The sequence below is a fragment of the Sinobaca sp. H24 genome (assembly GCF_023845525.1).
The window spans coordinates 296,732-317,124 of record NZ_JALBWT010000002.1 but is presented as its reverse complement, the minus strand read 5'-3'; the positions used below and the strand labels follow the sequence as shown (position 1 = coordinate 317,124).

Below are 20,393 nucleotides of genomic sequence, written 5' to 3'. Positions count from 1 at the left end.
GTTAATCGTATCTAATAATGAGTAAAATAGGAAGTCATTTGCACACAGTTTCCGGCAAAATGATATAATATTTTCAATATAGACCAGTATGCTTTCGACCGAATCCAAAGGAGGATACAGAATGGATACAAATGAACACCTCAATGAAACGAAAGAAAAAAATACAACGAAAGAAGCGGAACAGTTTATACAGCGGTTCCGCGAATCGAAAGATACAGATGCCCTGCTGACATCTCTCGGCGGCCTGGGCCAGTCCGAACAGAAAAACGCCGGGGATTCGCTTGATTCTTTAAAAAGGCCGGTAAAAGAAATGATGAACCAGGAAGGAAACGACCTGCCGGACAGGCTGTATGAACTTAAAAGCATGGTCAGCGAACTGGAACCTGAATATCTTAAGGAAACAAAACTGCAGAAAACCTGGAACAAGCTGCTCCGGCGGAATCCGGTAGAACAATATTCCAAAAAATACGAAACCGTGGAAGCACAGGTGGAAAATATTGTGGAAGCCCTTCTTATCGGCCGTGATAAGCTGCAGGAAGATAACCTGATGCTCGATCAGCTTAAAATAACAGCCCGGGAGCGGATTGAGGATCTGGAAAAACAAATTGAGACCGGACGGCAGCTTAATGACATGCTTGAACAGGAAATGACCACAGAAGAATGGAAAGACAATCCGGCTGAGCTTCAAAAAGGCCAGGTTAAGGTTATCTCCCGCGTGAAAAACATGAGCCAGGCTGTGATGGTTCTTCAACAATCGCTGGCAAGTGTCGATCTTATTAAAGAAAACAATGAAAAACTTGAAGAAGCCGTATTTAATGCTATTACGATGACCAAAAATATTATTACGGTGACCGCTTCGATACAACTGGCGCTTGGCAACCAGCGAAACGTCATAAACGCTGTGAACAGCGTCAATGAGGCGACGGAAAATATGATACTGACTAATGCACAGATGCTGAAAACCAATACTGAAGATACACTTCGTACGCTTGAAGAACCGGCAGTAGCAATGGAAACATTCAAAAAAGCATACGCAGATGTACAAACAGCTATTGAGTTGACCGAACAATCCAACGAGCGCATTGTCCATTCCGGAAAACAATTTATTTCCGAACTGGATGAATTAAATAAACAAATGAAAACAAAGCTGCTCGATTAAGTGAAAGCAAAGAGGTGGTAGACATGGCGAAGAATTGGATGGCCCATCCGTGGGTGGACCGTTTTATTCCAGACCACCGTCGGCAGGTAGAAGACCAGATATTTTCTGATGCGCACGGTCTGGTAATGATTCAGGATATAGAAGCTGCACTGGACCGGCTGATCGAGTTTGGAAAACAGGTAAAAACAACCCAGACCTTTAAAAAATCCGGAAAGACGTTTTACTTCCGGCTCCGTGTTAATCAAAAGCGGATGCGGCTGCTGAGCTATGAAACGTATAAATCGGAAGCTGCCATTAAAAAGCGCGTCACGATTGAATATGTCCGAAAAGCATATAACCCCGGCTCCAAACAAAATCGTTTTAAAGAAGCCTATATTCAATATCGGAAAAACGGGGAAACGTATTTACGGAGCATCCGAAAGTCCCGTTTTTTTCAAGGTGTATTTTATAAGCTCGAGCAGCTCGATGACCAGCTGCTCGGCCGCCTGCCTGCACTGGAGCCGGCAGCTTCTTCGGCGCTGACTACAGAAGACAAACATTTTGTCGACTCCTCCGAGGAGCCGTTTCAATTTATTTATAAAACGGAAAGCCATATAAAGCTGGCACGCTCCGGTTTATCACGCGCATCGGAACGCTGCCTTATTGAAATCGTTCAGGAGGCCAGGGAGATCACGCAGCATTATGATCTTCTCGACCTGGAAGAGAGGTATACTGTCAAACGCATGCTTCAAAAAGACATTCCCTCCCTGCTCGAAGCTTACCGTCTCCTTTCGCCTGACAATCAGCTCATACGCCAGGAAGAGCTAACGTCTACTTTACGGCAGATGCGCTCCACCCTCGAAGGCCTGCACCGAAAAGTAGATGCATTAAAGGCAGAACGAGTTGATTATTTGTTCAAGCTTCATGAAAAAAGATATCCGCCAAAAGATCAGCGGTAGCCTGCCGCCGCTTTTTGGTTTTATTTTTTTGTAAACCTTTACATAAAGGAGTGGTGTTATGAACCAGCCAGAGAAAATAATGAAATTAGACGATGAGTTGTGGATATCCGATGGAATGGATTTATCAGTACCGGGACGTACTGGCACTTACATTTTAACCGGCGGAACACTCGCAGTAATTGAAACAGGTCCTAGCCCTTCTATTCCCCGCTTAAAAGAAAACCTGCAGAAAATCGGTTTTTCGATTGAAGACATCCGGTATATAATTGTGACACATATTCATCTTGATCATGCGGGGGGAGCAGGCCTGCTTATTCAGGAATGCCCGGATGCCGAACTGATCGTACATCCTAAAGGAGCCCGCCATTTAGCGGATCCCTCCAAGCTTATTAAAGGAGCCAAAGCGGTATATGGCGACGATTTTGATGAGCTGTTTAACCCGGTGCTCCCTGTACCGGAAGCACGTATTATGTCTGCAGCACATGGGGAGACGCTCTCTCTTACGGCCGGGAGAACGCTGACGTTCTATCACACACCGGGACATGCTGATCACCATATCAGTATTCATGACAGCTTGACTAATGGAGTCTTTACAGGGGATACAGCAGGTATTCAATATGTAGACGCGTTACAGCACAACAGGCAGATTTTTCTTCCTTCTACTTCGCCGAACCAATTCAGGCCGGAGCAGATGCTTGCATCCCTCGATCACCTAACTGCTATGAAGCCTGCTGCTATTTATTTTGGCCATTTCGGTAAAACGGAGGATATAGAAGAAGTCAGCAGTCAGATTCGTTATTGGCTTCCTGTTTTTGTACAGACAGCAGAAGAATCAGCCGGTAAAGAAAATGATCTGGAACACCTCCGGGCAGAATTGTATAAAGACATTCTTGATTTTTACAAACTTCCACCTCTGCCTGACGGGGATCCATTCAAATACCTTTTGCAGCTGGATTTGTATGTCTGCGCAATGGGTCTTCTTGATTACGTTAAAAAGAAGCAGCAGAATAACTAATTCTTGCGAAAAGGAACAGGAATTGCTTATAATGAATACATTTCCACGAACGATAAATAGTTATATATATGCAATTGGAGGTTTTTTTGTGAATCGAGCAGATGCAAAGCAACAGCAGGGCCGTACCGTTTTGATCGACCTTGGAAATGAAGGAACATTTTTTGCTACCTTACATTCGATAATTACACCGCCTCAACAGGTGTGGAATGGCGAAGTAACAGTGACCGGCATTTTTACGCTGCCTGTCTTCTCCAAAATTGATACTCTGCTGGACAAGCCTGGTAAAACAATGCATGTCAGTGGACAGAAAATTCTACCCGTGTCTCCGGACCGGCAGCAGGTTTCATTTTCGGTTACATTATCGGAAGCGATTGAAGATAAAAAAGCACAGATTACAGAGCGCAGCAGGCAGAACTCCCTGGAAATGAAGCAGTATAATGATATTCTCCGTCAGCTTTCCCCGAAGGATACAGCATTGCATCCTCCTTTGGATGATGTGCACTATATTTATTACAAAATCGAAAAATCCAAAGACGTTATTTATTTAACCGAACCTAAAATGGGAGATGTGCTGGAACTGGCTAACTGTCCATTTCAACTGGAAGCAGCCGATCCCAGGCAGGGCTGGGTAAACGTTACGCATGTTAAAGGGTTCCGCTTTGCCGATGAGGCCGGTGATATTCTTACTCTGCGGAACCACGACTGGGTCCGCATTCATCCCGAACAGTTTGAGCCTTATACGATTTTATTAAATGAGCTGGATAAAACGTCCCGCCAGGGATTAAAGCAGGCTCTTATGCACTTCTCTTTAACAGACAGCGATCTGCTTGAGTGTCATAATCGTCTTTTATATGAGCTGCTGCAGAGCAGCCCGGAAACTACGCTGAAGGGCGTTAACTTTCTTTCCTATCAGCGGAATGGGTTAACGGTGATGATTCAGCATCATTATGTGCGGCACATTCATAACAAAGAAACCGACTATGTATATGATCGATTTGAATGCACCGCGGATAATGGAGAGCGCAAAATATATGTGTATACTAATAATGCCTACACAAGAAATGAAAAATCAGATCAATAACCTACTCTAAAAAAAGAGGTGCCGGCAGCTAGTCTGCGGGCACCTCTTTTTGTTCTGCAGGTTCTGAAAACCACTGGAGAAGGTCTTTTCCTTTATCATTATCCAGATCGCGGAGGCTGAACTCCCTGCCGCCGCTTGATGACAAAATGTCGACCGTAATAGAACATAACTGATTTCTTTTCTGTAAATAATGATACTGCTTTGTGTAGGACTGTATTGCCGTTTTCGGAAGTACGGCATGCTGCTTGCTGATAAGCCGGTTCTGCAAAACAAGCTTATTGTGATTTTCAGCCAATCCGGAGGCGCGGTACTGAGTCCAGCCCAGCCAGGTCAGCAGCAGCGGCAGAACAAATAACACGCTTCCATACGGCACCCAGATAGCTGCAGCCACTGCCAGCAGCCACCCCATCCAGGAGGCCCGGAATATATAGCGCCTTGCTGCACGCTTTGGCACGCGCGCGAGACCCGGCTCCATCTGCAGATCCGGACGGATGTGATGTATGATTTCTTCTGCCATAGTTTTTGAACCAAGCGGCAGAAGGACGGTGGAAAACGATTCTTTTTCTGACCCGCCCCCTGCGCTGTCGATGTAAATTCTCCAAAAACCGAGCATCTGCTGAAGCGGATTACACGTGTAGCGGACGCTTGTAATCCGTTCAGGACGAAGCGTAAGCTGCTTTTTTTCCAGCATGCCCCGCTTGATAATCATTTCTTTATTAATTAATTTGATCTCAAACTGCCCGTATTGAAGCATTGTAACAACTGTAGAGCCGACCCATGCGATAATTGCAATTAAAAAGAAAAATAATACGAGAAACCAAAGGCTTAAATCCAGAATATACCCTACAGTGCTTTCATAAAAAGATTCCGGAATGAATTGATCAAACTGCGAAAAAATAGCGGCGGCAGCTGAAAAGAACAGCCCCACCTTTCCCGAAGTGATCCCTGCGTAAAAAATATAGCGTGCCGGTATCTTTTTTTGATACGTGACTTCCTCACGCGTCTTTTCAACTACAGTATCCTCATCTATTGCATCGGTTTCTTCCGGGGATACAGATTCAGCTGCTCCGTAAAGAAGAGATTCGCGGACTCTTCTGCATCATCTTTGACAGCGCAATGATGCTTACTTCCGGAACCATACCGCCTCCGGCTGTTTCTATTTTAATTTTGACGAGGCCGAACGTTCTTTGAATGATGCCGGCAGAAATATCGACAGACTGCACTTTTTTCCGCTGTATGTACCGTCTTTTTTTTACAAATATTCCTTGTTTAATACGAAGCTCCTGTTCTTCCAGCCGGAACCGGAAAAACAGCCAGGAAAACAAACTGTGCAGAAATAAAACAAGCAGCAGAGCAGGAAATATCCACTCCTGGCCGAACAAAGTACCTGTTCCACCTGCAAAAAAGGTTAAAAGCAGCGGGAAAATAAAGTCTTTTATACGAGTTACGAAGAGAACTACTACCGCCGCGCCGTGCATCCGTTTCCAGCTATTCGTCATCCGCATCAGCTTCTTTCCTGCTGTATAAACTATCTTCCGCTTCTGCAAGCCTGGAAATGTGGTCTCTCAGATCCTGCCCCACTTCCTCGGCGAGCGCTGGAATTTCATGAATACCGGCAGCGGTGGAAATGGTAAGGGCCGAAAGTCCATATTTTTTATAGAGAGGACCCTGAGCTGTATCTACATGCTGGATACGGGACATTGGAATAAGCGTATGCTTCGTAATTACTACGCCGCGCCTCAGCTCCACTTCTTTTTCATACACTTCATACCGCCAGCGTTTCCATGTCATGGCGGGAAAAAACCAGGCTTTCCAAATGGCAAAGACAGCGATTACAGGAAGAACAATGCTTACAATCCATACCGGCCAGTCCTGGCGGATGGTAAAAATAAGCAGAGCAGCCGGAAACGCTAAATAAACCAGCGCTTCGATTGCTCCTTTAATTCTCCATACAGATAATGCTTTTTTAGATATTTTCTGGGAAGGGAGAGGACGGGAAGTCATTCGTCATCCTCTTCAACATAAATGATGGTAACGCCTTCGTTTTCCAAAACGGCCAGCGTTTCCCTGTTTAGTTCTTCATCAGCAAGCAGACCGAGCGAACGAACCAGCTCCAGTTCATCCAGGTGGCCTTTTTCAGCATCCTCTACCAGCTCCAGTGCTTCGCTGAGCTGTTTTTCTTTCAGCTTGTTTTTCACTTCGTCTTTAGTCATTAAAATAACCTCCCGCCCGTGTATTATTTACCTTCTGACATCCGTTCTGTCATCTGTTTCCAAACAGATCCCTTTGCTTCTTCTCCGCCTTCAATACGCTCGAGTGCCATCTGCGCCTGAAGGGCCACTTCAAACTCCTGATCTTCTGCAGTTTTCCGCAGGGCAGGCACAGCCGAATGATCTCCTACTTCATAAAGAAACATAGCTGCGCGCCAGCGTACCAGTTTATTTTTGTCTTCGAGCGCGCTTCGATCATTGCCGGAATGCCGCCCGTGTCGCCTAAGTCGGAAAAACAGTCTCCGGCCGTACGTCTTACGGTTACCGACTTGTCGTTTAATCCCATTGTCAGATACGGCAGAATAACTGGATCTTCAATCATTCCCAGATACATGACAGCGAGTCTTCTGATAGATGATTTCTCATCACTGAGCGCTTTTTCCAGTACCGGAATATCTTCCTCTTTTGGATCCATCTGCTCAAGCAGCGCATACCGCTCTTTCCAATCCGGAACATCCAGCATATCGAGCGTTACTTTTTTGAAACGCTGCGCATACTGCTCACTGTTTTCATCCTCGGATAACGCCATTTTCACGAGACGGTCAAGCCGTTCCTGATTGTAGACAGCAGAAATTTCTTCCGCTACTTCTGCACCGATGGCATCAAGGTCATTTCCATAACGGATGCCGTGCTCTTCCCATTTTCTTTGCAGAACAATGTTATCATCTTCTTTTTGAGCTTTAAAAGCAGCTTCCTGAAACCGTTCAGGGAGACCCTGACGCTTTTCCTCTTCGCCTGCCATGATTTTCAGCTGCATCGGGATTCCTTTAAACATCTGCTTTTGAATCATTACTTCACCAAATGCCTCTGTTCCTTCTTCTCCTCCATCGGCGGAAACTTCCATTTTTTCACCGAATAAATTTCTAACCTGGGGAAGCAGCTCTTTCCAGTCAGCTTTCGGGTGCCGTTCAATTGCCATGAAATCGGCCACATGATATACGCCTTTGATTCCTTCGACGGTAAAAATTTTCTGGATTGACTCCGGGGCTTCTTCTTTATTTTTTAACGTGAAGTTGTGGCTTTTGCCGGCCTCCAGCGACTCATCGAGGGTCAACTTCATCGTATTAGGACTTGGTGTTGGTTCTATCGAAGTAATTCTCATTTTATCATCCTGCCTTTCCTGTCTTATCGGGTTTTCTTTCTTTTAAATTGTAACATACCCTCGTTTCGCTCAGCCAATTTACACGATTCGCTTTCAAAGGAATATTCAGGTCTGCATGTATGAAAAAGCCGGGATAGGGTATACTAGTAAGGAAATCAGCTGTAAAGCTGTTAGAGGCAGAAGTTCAAGGAGGTCATTATTATGAAAATAGCAGTTTTATCAGATGTTCATGGAAATGCAAGAGCACTAAAATCGGTACTCCGGGTACTCGCAGAACAAAAAATTGACAAGATGTATATTATCGGGGATTTAAGCTTTAGAGGGCCTGAACCTAAGAACGCCCTTGAAACCATACGATCTACTCCTGCCAAAGTATTAAAAGGCAACGCGGACGAATGGATTACGAGAGGAATCAAAAAAGGAGAAGTGCCGGACAAAGCGCTTGGGCTGATGAACCAGGAAAGAGATTGGGCGCTTGAACGCCTCACGGAAGAAGATCTGGCTTACCTGGAAAAGCTTCCTACCTCTTTTCTCGACGAGCTGGAAGACGGCATTGTCATGCACGCTTTCCATGCGGTTCCATCCAGTCTCTTTGAGGTAGTGCCCGCAGATGCGGATGACGAAGAAATGCTGAAGAAGCTTGCTTCGGCTGAAGAGGCCGACATATACATTTACGGCCATATTCACACACCTTTTGTCCGTAAAATAGGTGCTAAAACCATTATTAATACAGGCAGCATCGGCCTTCCGTTTGACGGGGACCCCCGCCCTTCATTTGCACTTATCCGTATAGAAAACGGCCAGATAGACGCTGCTATCGAACGGGTGGAGTACGACAAAACCTGGGTGATGGAACAGTATGATGCAGGAGATTATCCGAACAAAGATCAGATGAAAAATATTATAAAAACGGGAAAGAAGCCTAAATAACGTATACTTGCCGGGAGATGTTTTTATCGGTTTCAAAAGCCCCCCACCGTCGGTGAGGGGCTTTTCAGTCTGTTTTTATTTGTTCATCAGCTGATGAATGCCTTGAACAATTTCCGGAAACGAAGCTTTATCTGAATAGCTTTGCCGAATCTCCAGGTTTTCGTCCAGCAGAAAGGTAGTCGGTACGCCCATGCACTGATAGGCGTCATAGACCTGTGTGCCGTTATCTTTTAATACGGGAAAGCTGTAGCCTGTTTTTTCAAGAAATTGAACAGCGTCTGCTTCTTTTCCTTCTCGTCCCGTAACATTAATCGTTAAGAAGCCCATTACTTCTTTGTCCATCTGCTCGTAAAACAAATGTTTGTAATGAAGATCCTTCATAGAATCCGGACACCAGGAAGCCCAAAAGGTAAGAATCAGCGGCGTACCCTTCCATTCTTCGAGCTGATGAGTCGTTTCACTATATATATCCTGCAGTTGAAAATCTGGTGCGTTCATTCTTCATAACTCCTTATTTCAGCGTACTTTGAAATTCTCCGTGAAGCTGTTCGAGCACATAAGGCGGATTATCGAAAGTATACATTTTTTTAACCGGCTCCCCGTTTTTAAAAACAATCAGGCAGGGAACGCTCTGTATTTTTTCCGTTACAGCTTCCTGAGGAATTTCGTTAATATTTACTTTGTAAAAAGGAACGTCGTACAATTTTCTCATCGGTTCTATTACACGCTCGGCAATTTGACACGTCCTGCAGAAGGGAGAAGCATAAAACACTGCGCCGGACGATGTTTCTTTCATCTGCTTAAGCTGTTCTTTATTAATCTGTTCCATCTTATCCTCTTTCTACAAGTCGTGGACGGCGTCATTCCACTTCTTAATATCATTAGCGACTTTTGGAAAATCCTCGGCAAATGGATAATCTTTTAAACTCTCTTTGCGGTCAAGTTCACTCATCTTATTCCAGACTGCTTTTAACTCATTGGCCGCTCTGGAAAACTCCTGAAGTTCTCTTTTTAATTCGCTCATGGATTCTGCCTCTTTTCTTTAAAGGTTTTGAAACGCTTTAACTAATGCTTTTCCATAAAGAGGGATATCAGGGGGACGGCGGCTGGAAACAATATGTCCATCCGTTACAACGGCTTCGTCTTTCCATATGGCTCCTGCATTGGTCATATCGTCTTTAATGCCCGGCGTGCTCGTTACCGTAACACCCTGCAGGATTCCTGCACTGGCAAGCACCCAGCCGGCATGGCAGATCTGGCCGATCACTTTTTTGTGTTCATCCATATGCTTGACAAAGTTCAGTACTTCTTCATAGCGCCGCAATTTATCCGGTGCCCATCCTCCCGGAACGAGAATGCCGTCAAACCTTGCTGCGTCAAGTTCGCTGAAAGCAGCCTCTGCCTCAGCGGGAACACCGTATTTACCTTTATACGTACGTCCCTTTTCTTTACCTGCAAGCACGACTTCAGCTCCTTCTTCACGAAGCCTCATTACCGGCACCCAAAGCTCCAGATCCTCAAAATCGTCTTCTACTAATGCAATGATGCGTGTATTTTCCAAACTCATATTCGGTTTCCCCTTTCTCTTGCTGTGCTGTTACTAGTTTCCCCTACTTCTCCTCATACGAAACGAATTTCCTGCGTCAATGTCTGCAGATCAGCTGTATGAATTGTTTTCTGTTCGTTCTGCCATACGTCCTTTGGCAGCTTCCAGCCCTGGATGGTAAAATCAAAGGCTTCTGAAAAAGGCGAAGGCTTCATCTTTACGGCGGAACTGTCCTGCCAGAGCGGATAAACCTTTTTCTTTCCAAGAAAAGAAAAGCGGTGCCGAAACCCGTTTTGAAACCAGCTCACTTCTTCTGATTTCGGCGTACCTGCTTTATTAATGCAGGCATATAACGATACATCGTCAAAAAACTGGAGAATATCCAGATGATGATCGAGACGATTGGCACCGGTTACTCTTTTTTTCCAGTCTTTCTGCCTTTTTTGTTCTCCTTCAAAAAAAGACACGCCCGCTGCCGACGTATCATTTTTTAAAAAGGACGCATAGTGCATGCTTAAAAGAGTTCCACTGTACAAATCCTCTTTTCCTGCTGCTTCAATGCCTTTTTTATACGCCTCCAGCTTATCCTCCAGCGGGTAATCCACAAAAGAATAAGGCTGCCCTCCAGCAGGTCCGGAAACGATCTGATCCAGAGGGATCCAGGCATTATCGTGTTGGCGGATAGCATACAAAAGCGAATCCCATTTGTTATCTTCTTTCCAGCGCGGATTGTTGACATGCGCTGCCGCTGCAGCACTGAGACGGGCATGTTCATGCTGTTCTATTAGAAAGTAATAAGAGGAAAATTCCTGTACAATCATGCTTGCCTCCTCCTTTTAAATAAGGAAATTAAATAAACTTTCTTCTTTATCAATTTCTTTGTAGGAGAAGCCTTTTTTATTAATTCGTTCGATCAGGGGCTTGTAGTCTGCCTGATTCTTTAACTCAATACCTACCAATGCAGGTCCGTTTGCTTTATTGTTCTTTTTATTATATTCAAAACGGGTAATATCATCATCCGGCCCGAGAACTTCATCGAGAAATTCACGCAGAGCTCCGGCACGCTGAGGAAAGACAACAATAAAGTAATGCTGCAGTCCTTCATAAATCAAAGACTTTTCCCTCATTTCCTCCATCCGCCCAATATCATTGTTTCCTCCGCTTAAAATGCAGACGACAGTTTTTCCTTTAATTTCTTCTTTGTAAAAATCAAGTGCCGAAATAGGCATAGCTCCTGCTGGTTCAGCAACAATCGCATTTTCATTATACAGCTCCAGAATCGTCGTGCAGATTTTACCTTCGGGAACAAGCTTAATTTCGTCGAGAATATCCTTGCATACATCGTACGTAATATCCCCAACCCGCTTAACAGCTGCTCCGTCTACAAATTTATCGATTTTTTGGAGTTCGGTAACCCCGCCGTTGTCAAACGAAGCCTTCATTCCTGCAGCGCCCGCAGGCTCCGTGCCGATAATTTTCGTGTTCGGGGAAATAGACTTGATATAGGTACCGACGCCGGAAGCGAGTCCTCCGCCTCCGATAGAACAAAACAAGTAGTCCAGCGGCTCTTCAATATCATTCATAATCTCAAGGCCTGCCGTTCCCTGGCCGGCAATGATTTTCTCATTATTAAATGGGTGGATAAAGGCCATTTGATGCTCATCGCAGTAAGCCATCGCTTCTTTATATGAATCATCAAATGTGTCTCCTGTTAAAACAACATCCACATACTCTCTGCCAAACAGCTTAACCTGTCCCACTTTCTGGCGCGGCGTTGTCGTCGGCATAAAAATACGGCCCTTTACTTTTAAAGCACTGCAGGAATAAGCTACACCCTGCGCGTGATTTCCTGCACTGGCACATACTACACCATTTTTCATTGTTTCTTCGGACAAGCTGTGCATCAAGTGATAGGCTCCTCTAATTTTAAAGGAACGAACGACCTGCTGGTCCTCCCTTTTTAAGTAAACATTTGCCTGATAACGTTCAGACAATACCTGGTTTTTCTGCAGAGGCGTATGATTAACAACGTCCTTCAGCGTCTGGTTTGCGATGATGATGTCTTCTATATGAATCCTGCTCATTTGTCATTATCCTTTCTGCCTCACAAAACTATCCTGCACATTTTCATTATGCGCCTGCTGTCTTCTGTGTTCAACTGCTGTACATTGTACTACATCTGCGAACCTTTGAAAATAAAAGGGAAAGGAAATACGGCGCGTAATTGATTAAATACAAAAAATTCACTATACTATGTAATAGGTAAACTGTTTTGTGTTATGTTTTACATAAATTAAGCATTTTACAGGGGGTAAGCGGATGAACAAGTGGATGGCTGCATTAATGACAGCGGCAGTGCTGGCTGTCTGGCCTGCTACAGCCCACGCTTCAGTAAACGCGTGGAATGATGCAGAACCTTTATTACTCGTCGTCTTGACTATTTTTTCCATCTTAAGCATTATGGCATTTATTTTTTTCATGGTGCGGGATAACGGTTGAGAACACAACGATAAGCTTCCTGCAGGAACGAAGTGATTCTGTTCCGGGAGGCTTTTTTCTTTTCACGGCTTTCACTTACTCTCCGATTAAAATGATGAAAACAGGGAATATAAATACAAACAAACGGGAAGGACTGACAATAATGAATGATATGCTGAAAAGAGGTTTTTTTCTGGGACTGGGAGCAGCGGCATACAGCCGGGAAAAAATGCAGAATTATCTTGATGACCTTGTATACAAAGGAAAAATCACGCCCCGCGAAGCGCAGGAATGGAAAGAAGAATTAATCCAGCGGGGGCGGGATAAAGAAACGAAGTGGAGCGAAAAGCGCAAAGATAAAACCCAGCAGTCTTTCAGAGATATGGGACTTGCCACCGAGGCTGACATTCTCCGCCTGGAAGAAAAACTGCATGATATTGAAAAAAAACTTGCTGAGAGGCCGAACAACGACGGATGGAACCACCCGGCTGAGTGATACGGGCTGAGGAAAGGAAGCAGGAATCATGGCCATTACGAAAGGACTAAAGCATGCGAACCGATACAGGCAGATTGCGACTACCCTTGCCAAACATGGCTTTGGTTATATACTTCGCGAGGTAGGGCTATTTCATATACTCTCCCTTCCTAAACGTCTATCTGCGGAATCGGATGATTTCAACGCGCAGTCGATTGGTACGAGGCTCCGGCTTGTTATCGAGGAACTCGGACCTACTTTCATCAAACTCGGCCAGCTTGTGAGCATGCGTAAAGATATTTTCCCCCCTTCTATTGTAGAGGAACTGGAGAAACTTCAAGATGAAGTTCCTCCTTTTTCAGTAGAACTCGGAAAACGCATGATTGAGCATGATCTTCACGCTCCGATAGATGAAATTTTTCAATCTTTTACAGAAGAACCTCTTGCTGCTGCCTCTATCGGCCAGGTACACCACGCTGTATTACATACGGGTGAAGAAGTAGCTGTAAAAATATCGAGGCCGCAGATTAAAGAGATGATCGAAAAAGACATTGATGTTCTTCGTGACCTGGCGAGACTCTTATGCCAGCGTTTTCAATGGGCCCGGTATTACAGGCTTGATACGATCGTTGAAGAATATGTAGAAGCTATACGCGATGAAGCCGATTATTATACGGAAGCGCGCAATACGCAGAAAATGGCGAAAAACATGGAGTCATTTCCGGCTGTATATATTCCTTATATTTATGAAGAATATTGCAGCCGCCGCGTACTAACAATGGAATTTATACACGGGGAGAAGCTGCATCATCTCGAAGAGTCCCCGATCCAATACGACAAGAAAAAACTGGCCCGGCAGCTTGCCGATTCTTTTCTGCATCAAATGATGATCAATGGTTTTTTTCACAGCGATCCTCATCCCGGCAATATTATTTTTACGGGAAAAGATACAGCTGCTTATATTGATTTCGGCCAGGTTGCCCGCTTAAGCCGGTCGATGCGCTGGGAATTTGTTAACTATGTGATTGCGATGACAAAAAAGAATCCGGAAGAAGTCACAAAGGCAATTTTTGAAATGGCCGATTTCCCTGATGATCTGGATACTGAACTGTTCACAGAGGATATAGAATACCTTTTATCCAAATACTATGAAACCCCGTTTCATGAAATGAGCATCGGCAAAGCAATCAATGATATATTCGGCACCGCCCACCGCTATGAAATTAAAATTCATAAAGAATACGTTATGCTTGCCAAAGCCGTTATTACCATCGAAAGCGTCGTCGAAGAGCTCGATCCAGAGCTCAGCATTGTCGAGCTTTCCGAACCTTATGGCAGACGGCTGTTTAAAGAGAAAATTCATCCGAAGCGATATATGGATGAAGCAGTGGATGAGGCAAAGAAACAATCTGAGTATTTATGGGATATGCCCAAACATATGAGAGATTCACTCGAAAGGGTCGCTAAAGGCAAGATCGGCGTGGATATGGACATTCCGGAAATACAGATCATTCTTAATAAAATGGATCGCATCAGTAACCGGCTTTCCTTCAGCGTTATTCTGCTTGCTTTTAGTATCATTATGGTAGGATTGATCGTTGGTTCTACTTTCGGGGCCTCCTCTTCTCTTCTTGTGCAGATTCCGGTTATTGAGATCGGCTTTATTATTTCCTTTTTTATGTTTATCTGGCTGTTATTTGCGATCTTCCGGTCCGGTCGTTTTTAACGGACTTGCCAATAAACGGCAAATCATTTATTATGATGAAGCTTTGTATTATAGACTATTCAGAGATTTGGCTTTCGGCCGGGTCTCTTTTTTATGGGGTAAAGAACTGTTGGAAGAGGGTTGGTACGATGATTTCATGGGAGCTGTTAAATATTATCGGAACCATTGCTTTTGCTTTAAGCGGCGTAATTGTAGCAATGGAAGAACGATACGATATCATAGGGGTTTATATTTTAGGTTTTGTTACGGCTTTTGGAGGCGGCGCGGTTCGTAATCTGCTGATCGGGGTTCCTGTATCGGCTCTCTGGGATCAGGAGCTGCTTTTTACTATTGCGTTTTTATTGATGACGGGCGCCTTTTTTCTCCCGCAGGTCTGGTTTCGCCATTGGACAAGATGGGGCGTGCTTTTTGATGCCGTTGGCCTGGCAGCTTTTGCTGTGCAGGGGGCAATATTTGCAGCCCAGATGAACCTCCCGCTGAGCGCTGCCATTGCCGCTGCTGCATTAACGGGAGCAGGCGGCGGCATCATCCGGGATCTTCTGGCGGGGCGCCGTCCCCTCGTGTTAAGCCGGGATATTTACGTGGCCTGGACAGTACCGGCCGGATTGTTGATAGGCAGCGGTCTGGTTGACCAGTTTTTCGGCTATGTTTTGATCTTAGCAGGTATTGTTTCACTTCGCATGCTGAGCGTTTATTATAACTGGCAGCTGCCGCGCAGGCAGCTGCCAAGCTCATAAAGAAAGCCCGGTGCAATAAGCACCGGGCTGATTTTAATTATATTCAGCTTTTTTCAATTGGCAGATCCGGATAGGAAGCCCAGTCGCTCCAGCTGCCTGCATAAAGCCTTACATGATCGAATCCGGCTTCTTCCATTGCCAGGACGTTTACAGCAGCCGTAACGCCTGATCCGCAGTAGGAGATCACCTGATCGTACTTATCGAGATCCTGAAAGTGTTCTTTCAGCTGATCGGGAGTTTTCCACGCGGCCTCCCTGCTCACGACGTCCCCCAGAAGTAATGATCCGCTCCTGGTATGTGGCCTGCCTGTGGATCCACTTCATCTTTCTGCCCGGAATAACGTTCATAGTCCCTGGCATCAATCAGTTTGGTTTTGTCATCATGAAGGGCCACTTTTACTTCTTCAATATGCACAAGCATGTTCGGTTTCAAATCCGTTGTAAATATTTTTTCTCCGGCTCCGGCACTTTCGTATCGACCGGCCGGTTCTCGTTTACCCAGGAAGAATAAGGACTGTTCAACACATAAACATGTTCATGTCCAAGGTAACGAAGCATCCACCAGAGACGGGCTGCCATCGCACCGTTCTGATCATCGTAAACGACTACTTCTGTCGTGAGGTCGATTCCCCATTCTCCGGCTTTTTGAGCAAACCGATCCATGTCCGGCAGCGGATGTCTGCCGCCGTGTTCTTCGGTAATGTCGGATAAATCTTCCTCCAGATCAGCGTGTACTGCTCCGGGTATGTGTCCCTTTTCGTACTCACGGCGCCCCTGTTCCGGCTCGCCGAGCGTAAAGCGGCAGTCTGCTATGACCGTTTCTGTTCCAATTTTTTGTTCCAGTTCGTCCGCTGTGATAAGATGCTTCATCTTTATCCCCTGCTTTCCTTCTCTTTCCAGGCGCTCTCCAGGCTCCGGAGTACATAATGAATGGACTGGTTCATCTCTTTAAATCTTTTTTCTTTCGTGTCCGGCTGAAAACACGTCACGGAAGCGATCGTCATGTTCTCGTGCGTGTCTTCGAGCTGCTTTAGATGCAGATAAACCGGCTGTTCTTTTTTTACCCATTCTGAGGCAAGAGAAAACCACTCATCGGCTAGTGACTTTACCTTATCAGCGAAAGGTTTAACCGTATCAAAAAAATAATCCCTGTTTTTCGCATGTTCCATACGCTCTTCATAAAAATCGAGCATCATTTCATTCTGCTGTAACAGCTCTTCTGTTACTTCCATAAGCCTGTTCATACCAATGTCCCCTTACTCATTTTCATGAAGTCTCTGGGCTACCGTTTCCGGCTGAATCGCCGATAGCATTACGTGATCACTGTCTGACAAAATAATGCTTCTTGTTTTTCTGCCATTTGTCACATCAATCAGCATTTTTCTATCTCTTGCTTCCTGAATCATCCGTTTTGTTGGTGCTGAATCTGAACTCACAATAGATACAATCCGTTCAGAAATAACCATGTTTCCAAATCCTATATTAATTGCTTTTTCTGACATGATATCCCCCTTTTTGTTTCGTCTATAATCGTAACATGAAATTTCCTTCTTCTGTCCACCCGGAAGCACATTCTTCTGATTCTCACACCTGGTGGTTTATGCTATTATAGTAAAGATGTCATGCCATTCATACAGGACGGAAAGGAGCGGATCATTAATGGCATTCCGTTACCCCAATGGGAAAAAATATTCACCGCTTGCCAAAGACAAGAAAAAAAAGCCGCTGCCTGTTTCTGCCAAGGATTATGCCAACCGCGGCATGTCGCTTGAAGAAGATATTAATGCCACCAATGAATATTATTTGGAAATGAATATAGCGGTTATTCATAAAAAGCCGACCCCGGTGCAGATCGTTAATGTTGATTATCCTTCCAGAAGTGCAGCTAAAATTACCGAGGCTTATTTTAAACAGGCTTCCACTACTGACTACAACGGCCTCTATCAGGGACGCTATATTGATTTCGAAGCCAAAGAAACCAGAAACAAAACTTCATTTCCTATGCGGAATATCCACGATCACCAGGCCCTTCATATGAAAAGGATTATCGCTCAGGGAGGGGTTGCTTTTCTGCTCGTGCGGTTTACTCTGCTCGAAGAAGTATATTTCTTTGAAGCCCGGCATTTCCTGGACTGGTATGATAACAGCGAAGCACGCAAATCCATCCCTAAATCAGCATTTGAAGAAAATGGCTACCTCGTTCCCCAGAGTTATCAGGCCAGAGTTGATTACCTGCAGATTATCGACTCCCATTACTCCTAATAATGTAACTTTTTTAGAAGTTCAGCGACTAATTAGCTGCTGATCTTTTTACAGCTGGATTGAAGAAAGAAAGGAAGAATGACTAGATGAGTAATGAATATCGTTCCCGCCAGGATAGGCGTAAATCTTCAAAAAGCAGGGAGACTGAAAAAAAGCCTTCCAAGAAAAAAAGAGGGCTTCCACTGTGGAAGAAACTATTTATGGCTTTAGTAGCTGCCGTTCTTATCGTTATGACCATCGGCGCCATAACTGCCGTAGCGATGATCAGCGGGGCCCCGGATCTGGATCCGGAGCAGCTTGTTCTTTCTGAAGCGGCAGAAATATATGACCAGAACGGCGAGCAGATTACCCGGCTGCAATCCGGCGAAAACCGGACGCTTATCGATATTAATGAGGTACCCGACGATGCAAAATCAGCGTTTATTGCTGTAGAAGATTCCCGTTTTTATGACCATTTCGGCATAGATTTCCGTCGTCTCGGCGGTGCCGTGCTTGCTAACGTTTCTGATGGATTCGGCGCAGAAGGAGCGAGCACAATTACCCAGCAGGTCGTAAAAAACGCCTTTTTATCCCCGGACAAAACTATTGCCCGGAAAGTACAGGAGCAGTATCTGGCTGTTCAGCTTGAACAGCAGTACAGCAAAGACCAGATTCTTGAAATGTACTTAAACCTAATCTACTTTAACCAGGGAGCCTATGGCATCGGCGAAGCATCCAGCATTTATTTTAATAAGGAAGTATCCGAGCTTGAAATTGAAGACGCAGCTCTGCTGGCAGCTATCCCAAGACGTCCCAGCTATTATGACCCGCTTCAGAATCCGGAAAATTCATTGGACCGCCGCAATCTTATTATTCATTTAATGGAGGAGCAGGGTTTTATTACAGCAGATGAAGCAGAGCAGGCGTCAAGCGTCTCTTTGGAAGATCAGCTCGATCATACTCCTTCTGAAGAAGGAGCTGTTTATGACTCCTTTATCAGCCACGTGCAGAATGAACTTGAAAACATAGAAGGAATCACTTCTGCCGATTTATATTCCGCCGGCATGCGGGTCTACACTACGCTTGACCGTGATGCTCAGGATTATGGTGAAGAAGTGGTTCAGACAAACGAACAGATTGCAGGCTATCCTGACAGTGATGAATTTCAGGTCGGCTATTCCTTAATTGATACCCAGACCGGCGCCATAAAAGCGATGGTCGGTAACCGCCAGGGCGCCGATGTAGCCAGAGGCTACAATTACGCCACCGGCGCAAATGCCGATGCTGGTTCAACGATTAAGCCTATCGTTGACTATGGCCCGGCTATAGAAAATAACCAATGGTCCACCTACCACCAGCTTACCGATGAAGAACATGCCTATTCAGATGGAACGCCTATCCGAAACTCCTCCCGGAATTATGCCGGAGAAGTAAGCATGCGTGAAGCACTGACTCAGTCTTTAAACATCCCTGCGCTGAAAACGCTGCAGGAAACCGGTCTTCCGGAAGCAGAAGAATTTGCCGAAGGTCTCGGGATTGAATTTGACGAATTTTACGAATCTGCCGCGCTGGGATCGTTTGAACCAGGTGTGTCGAGTCTTGATATGGCCGGAGCCTATGCCGCTTTCGGTAATGGTGGGACATACAACGAACCCTATGCGATTACACGAATTGAGTTTCCGGACGGCCGTGAAATAGAGATGGAGCCTGAATCTACCGAAGCAATGAATGACTACACTGCCTACATGATAACGGATATGTTAAAAGATGTAGTCACAGAATCATCCGGAACAGGCGGGGCTGCAAATATACCAGGCCTTCCTCTCGCCGGAAAAACCGGCACGACTAACTTTACTCAGGATGAACTCGATGCTAACGGGATTCCGGAAGGCGGTGTACCGGATGTCTGGTTTACCGGCTATACGAGCCGGTATACGGCTTCTGTCTGGACCGGTTTCAGCGGCGATCGGGGAGCCAATTATATGAATGAATCTGAACGGGAAATCGCCAAAGAAATATTCCGTCTGACTATGGACAATGCGTCAAACGGCATCGACACACCGGATTTCGAGATGCCGGATTCCGTAGAAGAGGTTGATTTAGTTAAAAGCACCGGTGAACGTGCGTCAGGATCCACATCTTCTTCAGACATTACGACGGAGCTGATTGTAAAAGGCAACGACCAGGATTTAACAGCTCCTCCTACAGAGCCCGATCTGGGATCTGGTAATGATTCCGGCGATACTAATAATGAGCCGGTTGAAGAAGTTCCGGTCGAAGAAACAGTACCGGATACAGAAGAGGCTCCTGAAGAAGAAGCACCTCCGGAAGAGGAAGCAACCGAAGAGGAAGAAGTAACGCCGGAAGAAGAACCTTCAGACGAAGAATCTTCCGATGATACAGAAAGTACTACCGATGAAGAAAACACAGATTCAGAAGATGAATCCGGCGGTACAGAATCTGAGCCTTCCGAAAACAACGGCGGCCAGGACAACGGCAGTAGCGATAACGATAATTCCGGCGGAACAGAGCAGGATGACAGCGGATCTTCAACTGAAGAAACGCCTCCTGCTGAGGAATCGGAATCCAACACTGCTCCGGAAGACGAAGGATCTGCTTCTTCGAACAGCACTTCCGGCTCCTCTGAAGACGAAACCACAACGGAGCAATAAAATATATGCAAAAAGGAGAGCAGC

At 45.3% G+C, this 20,393-nt stretch carries 26 protein-coding genes and 1 pseudogene; 11 read left to right on the top strand and 16 right to left on the bottom strand.

The window, feature by feature from the left end; all coding sequences use genetic code 11:
- The first annotated feature begins 121 nt into the window (after nucleotides 1–121).
- From MMY81_RS04895 to MMY81_RS33055, 4 genes are all read left to right on the top strand, one after another.
- Nucleotides 122–1,159, top strand: coding sequence for a toxic anion resistance protein (locus MMY81_RS04895; RefSeq protein ID WP_120193190.1), 1,038 nt, complete (start codon nucleotides 122–124; stop codon nucleotides 1,157–1,159).
- A 23-nt stretch (nucleotides 1,160–1,182) separates the two neighbouring features.
- Nucleotides 1,183–2,097, top strand: coding sequence for a hypothetical protein (locus MMY81_RS04890; protein ID WP_252311847.1), 915 nt, complete (start codon nucleotides 1,183–1,185; stop codon nucleotides 2,095–2,097).
- 58 nt (nucleotides 2,098–2,155) lie between these two features.
- The gene (locus MMY81_RS04885) at nucleotides 2,156–3,112 is read left to right on the top strand and encodes an MBL fold metallo-hydrolase (RefSeq protein ID WP_252311846.1); all 957 of its coding nucleotides are present in this window, start codon (nucleotides 2,156–2,158) and stop codon (nucleotides 3,110–3,112) included.
- A gap of 88 nt (nucleotides 3,113–3,200) precedes the next feature.
- Nucleotides 3,201–4,193, top strand: a complete 993-nt coding sequence (locus MMY81_RS33055; RefSeq protein WP_252311845.1) for a DUF2777 family protein — start codon at nucleotides 3,201–3,203, stop codon at nucleotides 4,191–4,193.
- 28 nt (nucleotides 4,194–4,221) lie between these two features.
- On the opposite strand, the gene MMY81_RS04875 is transcribed toward MMY81_RS33055, so the two are convergent.
- The 5 genes and pseudogenes from MMY81_RS04875 to MMY81_RS04855 form a co-directional block, all read right to left on the bottom strand.
- Complete coding sequence (locus MMY81_RS04875; RefSeq protein ID WP_252311844.1) at nucleotides 4,222–5,121, bottom strand: PH domain-containing protein; 900 nt, start codon at nucleotides 5,119–5,121, stop codon at nucleotides 4,222–4,224.
- Between the two features lie 130 nt (nucleotides 5,122–5,251).
- Nucleotides 5,252–5,698, bottom strand: a complete 447-nt coding sequence (locus MMY81_RS04870) for a PH domain-containing protein (RefSeq protein WP_252311843.1) — start codon at nucleotides 5,696–5,698, stop codon at nucleotides 5,252–5,254.
- Entirely contained in the window at nucleotides 5,682–6,197 is a 516-nt protein-coding gene (locus tag MMY81_RS04865; RefSeq protein WP_252311842.1) for a PH domain-containing protein, read from the bottom strand. The genes MMY81_RS04870 and MMY81_RS04865 overlap by 17 nt, the downstream gene beginning before the upstream one ends.
- Entirely contained in the window at nucleotides 6,194–6,406 is a 213-nt protein-coding gene (locus tag MMY81_RS04860) for a hypothetical protein (RefSeq protein ID WP_252311841.1), read from the bottom strand. The genes MMY81_RS04865 and MMY81_RS04860 overlap by 4 nt, the downstream gene beginning before the upstream one ends.
- 23 nt (nucleotides 6,407–6,429) lie before the next feature.
- A pseudogene (locus tag MMY81_RS04855) lies at nucleotides 6,430–7,565 on the bottom strand (conserved virulence factor C family protein).
- Nucleotides 7,566–7,766: 201 nt separating this feature from the next.
- Between MMY81_RS04855 and MMY81_RS04850 the strand changes: the two are divergent.
- Nucleotides 7,767–8,495 carry a metallophosphoesterase family protein gene (locus MMY81_RS04850; RefSeq protein ID WP_252311840.1) on the top strand — a complete coding sequence of 243 codons (729 nt, stop codon included), beginning with the start codon at nucleotides 7,767–7,769 and terminating at the stop codon, nucleotides 8,493–8,495.
- A gap of 75 nt (nucleotides 8,496–8,570) precedes the next feature.
- On the opposite strand, the gene MMY81_RS04845 is transcribed toward MMY81_RS04850, so the two are convergent.
- From MMY81_RS04845 to ilvA, 6 genes are read right to left on the bottom strand one after another with little or no spacing between them, the layout of a single operon-like run.
- Nucleotides 8,571–8,993 (bottom strand): TlpA disulfide reductase family protein, encoded by a 423-nt coding sequence (locus MMY81_RS04845; RefSeq protein ID WP_252311839.1) that lies wholly within the window; start codon nucleotides 8,991–8,993, stop codon nucleotides 8,571–8,573.
- Between the two features lie 13 nt (nucleotides 8,994–9,006).
- Nucleotides 9,007–9,324 (bottom strand): thioredoxin family protein, encoded by a 318-nt coding sequence (locus MMY81_RS04840; protein ID WP_252311838.1) that lies wholly within the window; start codon nucleotides 9,322–9,324, stop codon nucleotides 9,007–9,009.
- Nucleotides 9,325–9,336: 12 nt separating this feature from the next.
- Nucleotides 9,337–9,519, bottom strand: a complete 183-nt coding sequence (locus MMY81_RS04835) for a hypothetical protein (protein WP_120193201.1) — start codon at nucleotides 9,517–9,519, stop codon at nucleotides 9,337–9,339.
- 18 nt (nucleotides 9,520–9,537) lie between these two features.
- Entirely contained in the window at nucleotides 9,538–10,062 is a 525-nt protein-coding gene (locus MMY81_RS04830) for a type 1 glutamine amidotransferase domain-containing protein (RefSeq protein ID WP_252311837.1), read from the bottom strand.
- A gap of 53 nt (nucleotides 10,063–10,115) precedes the next feature.
- On the bottom strand, nucleotides 10,116–10,862 hold the full coding sequence (locus tag MMY81_RS04825) for a DUF3891 family protein (protein WP_252311836.1): 747 nt from the start codon (nucleotides 10,860–10,862) through the stop codon (nucleotides 10,116–10,118).
- A 15-nt stretch (nucleotides 10,863–10,877) separates the two neighbouring features.
- Nucleotides 10,878–12,125 (bottom strand): threonine ammonia-lyase IlvA, encoded by a 1,248-nt coding sequence (gene ilvA, locus MMY81_RS04820; protein WP_252311835.1) that lies wholly within the window; start codon nucleotides 12,123–12,125, stop codon nucleotides 10,878–10,880.
- Nucleotides 12,126–12,360: 235 nt separating this feature from the next.
- On the opposite strand from ilvA, the gene MMY81_RS04815 reads away from it, so the two are divergent.
- The 4 genes from MMY81_RS04815 (at nucleotide 12,361) to MMY81_RS04800 (ending at nucleotide 15,457) form a co-directional block, all read left to right on the top strand.
- Complete coding sequence (locus MMY81_RS04815; RefSeq protein ID WP_252311834.1) at nucleotides 12,361–12,540, top strand: hypothetical protein; 180 nt, start codon at nucleotides 12,361–12,363, stop codon at nucleotides 12,538–12,540.
- A gap of 142 nt (nucleotides 12,541–12,682) precedes the next feature.
- On the top strand, nucleotides 12,683–13,015 hold the full coding sequence (locus MMY81_RS04810; RefSeq protein WP_252311833.1) for a phasin family protein: 333 nt from the start codon (nucleotides 12,683–12,685) through the stop codon (nucleotides 13,013–13,015).
- A gap of 28 nt (nucleotides 13,016–13,043) precedes the next feature.
- On the top strand, nucleotides 13,044–14,720 hold the full coding sequence (locus MMY81_RS04805) for an ABC1 kinase family protein (RefSeq protein ID WP_252311832.1): 1,677 nt from the start codon (nucleotides 13,044–13,046) through the stop codon (nucleotides 14,718–14,720).
- 131 nt (nucleotides 14,721–14,851) lie between these two features.
- Entirely contained in the window at nucleotides 14,852–15,457 is a 606-nt protein-coding gene (locus tag MMY81_RS04800) for a trimeric intracellular cation channel family protein (protein WP_252311993.1), read from the top strand.
- A gap of 43 nt (nucleotides 15,458–15,500) precedes the next feature.
- Here the strand turns inward: MMY81_RS04800 and MMY81_RS04795 are convergent, their stop codons facing one another.
- From MMY81_RS04795 to MMY81_RS04775, 5 genes are read right to left on the bottom strand one after another with little or no spacing between them, the layout of a single operon-like run.
- On the bottom strand, nucleotides 15,501–15,719 hold the full coding sequence (locus MMY81_RS04795; RefSeq protein ID WP_252311831.1) for a sulfurtransferase: 219 nt from the start codon (nucleotides 15,717–15,719) through the stop codon (nucleotides 15,501–15,503).
- Nucleotides 15,716–15,877 (bottom strand): rhodanese-like domain-containing protein, encoded by a 162-nt coding sequence (locus MMY81_RS04790; protein WP_252311830.1) that lies wholly within the window; start codon nucleotides 15,875–15,877, stop codon nucleotides 15,716–15,718. The genes MMY81_RS04795 and MMY81_RS04790 overlap by 4 nt, the downstream gene beginning before the upstream one ends.
- Before the next feature lie 8 nt (nucleotides 15,878–15,885).
- Complete coding sequence (locus MMY81_RS04785) at nucleotides 15,886–16,326, bottom strand: sulfurtransferase (protein WP_252311829.1); 441 nt, start codon at nucleotides 16,324–16,326, stop codon at nucleotides 15,886–15,888.
- 2 nt (nucleotides 16,327–16,328) lie between these two features.
- Nucleotides 16,329–16,700 (bottom strand): YppE family protein, encoded by a 372-nt coding sequence (locus MMY81_RS04780; RefSeq protein ID WP_252311828.1) that lies wholly within the window; start codon nucleotides 16,698–16,700, stop codon nucleotides 16,329–16,331.
- 12 nt (nucleotides 16,701–16,712) lie between these two features.
- Complete coding sequence (locus tag MMY81_RS04775) at nucleotides 16,713–16,958, bottom strand: DUF370 domain-containing protein (protein WP_120193210.1); 246 nt, start codon at nucleotides 16,956–16,958, stop codon at nucleotides 16,713–16,715.
- Nucleotides 16,959–17,115: 157 nt separating this feature from the next.
- Between MMY81_RS04775 and recU the strand changes: the two genes are divergently transcribed.
- Both recU and MMY81_RS04765 read left to right on the top strand, forming a co-directional pair.
- Nucleotides 17,116–17,718, top strand: a complete 603-nt coding sequence (gene recU / locus MMY81_RS04770) for a Holliday junction resolvase RecU (RefSeq protein ID WP_252311827.1) — start codon at nucleotides 17,116–17,118, stop codon at nucleotides 17,716–17,718.
- An 86-nt stretch (nucleotides 17,719–17,804) separates the two neighbouring features.
- The gene (locus MMY81_RS04765; protein WP_252311826.1) at nucleotides 17,805–20,369 is read left to right on the top strand and encodes a transglycosylase domain-containing protein; all 2,565 of its coding nucleotides are present in this window, start codon (nucleotides 17,805–17,807) and stop codon (nucleotides 20,367–20,369) included.
- Nucleotides 20,370–20,393 lie beyond the last annotated feature (24 nt).

Excerpts from the sequence above, each read along its gene's own strand:
- MMY81_RS04785 (WP_252311829.1), bottom strand. The coding sequence starts at position 16,326 with ATGAAGCATCTTATCACAGCGGACGAACTGGAACAAAAAATTGGAACA.
- MMY81_RS04835 (WP_120193201.1), bottom strand. The coding sequence starts at position 9,519 with ATGAGCGAATTAAAAAGAGAACTTCAGGAGTTTTCCAGAGCGGCCAAT.
- MMY81_RS04850 (WP_252311840.1), top strand. The coding sequence starts at position 7,767 with ATGAAAATAGCAGTTTTATCAGATGTTCATGGAAATGCAAGAGCACTA.
- MMY81_RS04890 (WP_252311847.1), top strand. The coding sequence starts at position 1,183 with ATGGCGAAGAATTGGATGGCCCATCCGTGGGTGGACCGTTTTATTCCA.
- MMY81_RS04775 (WP_120193210.1), bottom strand. The coding sequence starts at position 16,958 with ATGTCAGAAAAAGCAATTAATATAGGATTTGGAAACATGGTTATTTCT.
- MMY81_RS04790 (WP_252311830.1), bottom strand. The coding sequence starts at position 15,877 with ATGCTTGTGCATATTGAAGAAGTAAAAGTGGCCCTTCATGATGACAAA.
- MMY81_RS04840 (WP_252311838.1), bottom strand. The coding sequence starts at position 9,324 with ATGGAACAGATTAATAAAGAACAGCTTAAGCAGATGAAAGAAACATCG.
- MMY81_RS04860 (WP_252311841.1), bottom strand. The coding sequence starts at position 6,406 with ATGACTAAAGACGAAGTGAAAAACAAGCTGAAAGAAAAACAGCTCAGC.
- MMY81_RS04870 (WP_252311843.1), bottom strand. The coding sequence starts at position 5,698 with ATGCGGATGACGAATAGCTGGAAACGGATGCACGGCGCGGCGGTAGTA.
- MMY81_RS04845 (WP_252311839.1), bottom strand. The coding sequence starts at position 8,993 with ATGAACGCACCAGATTTTCAACTGCAGGATATATATAGTGAAACGACT.
- MMY81_RS04780 (WP_252311828.1), bottom strand. The coding sequence starts at position 16,700 with ATGAACAGGCTTATGGAAGTAACAGAAGAGCTGTTACAGCAGAATGAA.
- MMY81_RS04815 (WP_252311834.1), top strand. The coding sequence starts at position 12,361 with ATGAACAAGTGGATGGCTGCATTAATGACAGCGGCAGTGCTGGCTGTC.
- ilvA (WP_252311835.1), bottom strand. The coding sequence starts at position 12,125 with ATGAGCAGGATTCATATAGAAGACATCATCATCGCAAACCAGACGCTG.
- MMY81_RS04865 (WP_252311842.1), bottom strand. The coding sequence starts at position 6,197 with ATGACTTCCCGTCCTCTCCCTTCCCAGAAAATATCTAAAAAAGCATTA.
- MMY81_RS04765 (WP_252311826.1), top strand. The coding sequence starts at position 17,805 with ATGAGTAATGAATATCGTTCCCGCCAGGATAGGCGTAAATCTTCAAAA.
- MMY81_RS04825 (WP_252311836.1), bottom strand. The coding sequence starts at position 10,862 with ATGATTGTACAGGAATTTTCCTCTTATTACTTTCTAATAGAACAGCAT.
- MMY81_RS04895 (WP_120193190.1), top strand. The coding sequence starts at position 122 with ATGGATACAAATGAACACCTCAATGAAACGAAAGAAAAAAATACAACG.
- MMY81_RS04810 (WP_252311833.1), top strand. The coding sequence starts at position 12,683 with ATGAATGATATGCTGAAAAGAGGTTTTTTTCTGGGACTGGGAGCAGCG.
- MMY81_RS04830 (WP_252311837.1), bottom strand. The coding sequence starts at position 10,062 with ATGAGTTTGGAAAATACACGCATCATTGCATTAGTAGAAGACGATTTT.
- recU (WP_252311827.1), top strand. The coding sequence starts at position 17,116 with ATGGCATTCCGTTACCCCAATGGGAAAAAATATTCACCGCTTGCCAAA.
- MMY81_RS04885 (WP_252311846.1), top strand. The coding sequence starts at position 2,156 with ATGAACCAGCCAGAGAAAATAATGAAATTAGACGATGAGTTGTGGATA.
- MMY81_RS04805 (WP_252311832.1), top strand. The coding sequence starts at position 13,044 with ATGGCCATTACGAAAGGACTAAAGCATGCGAACCGATACAGGCAGATT.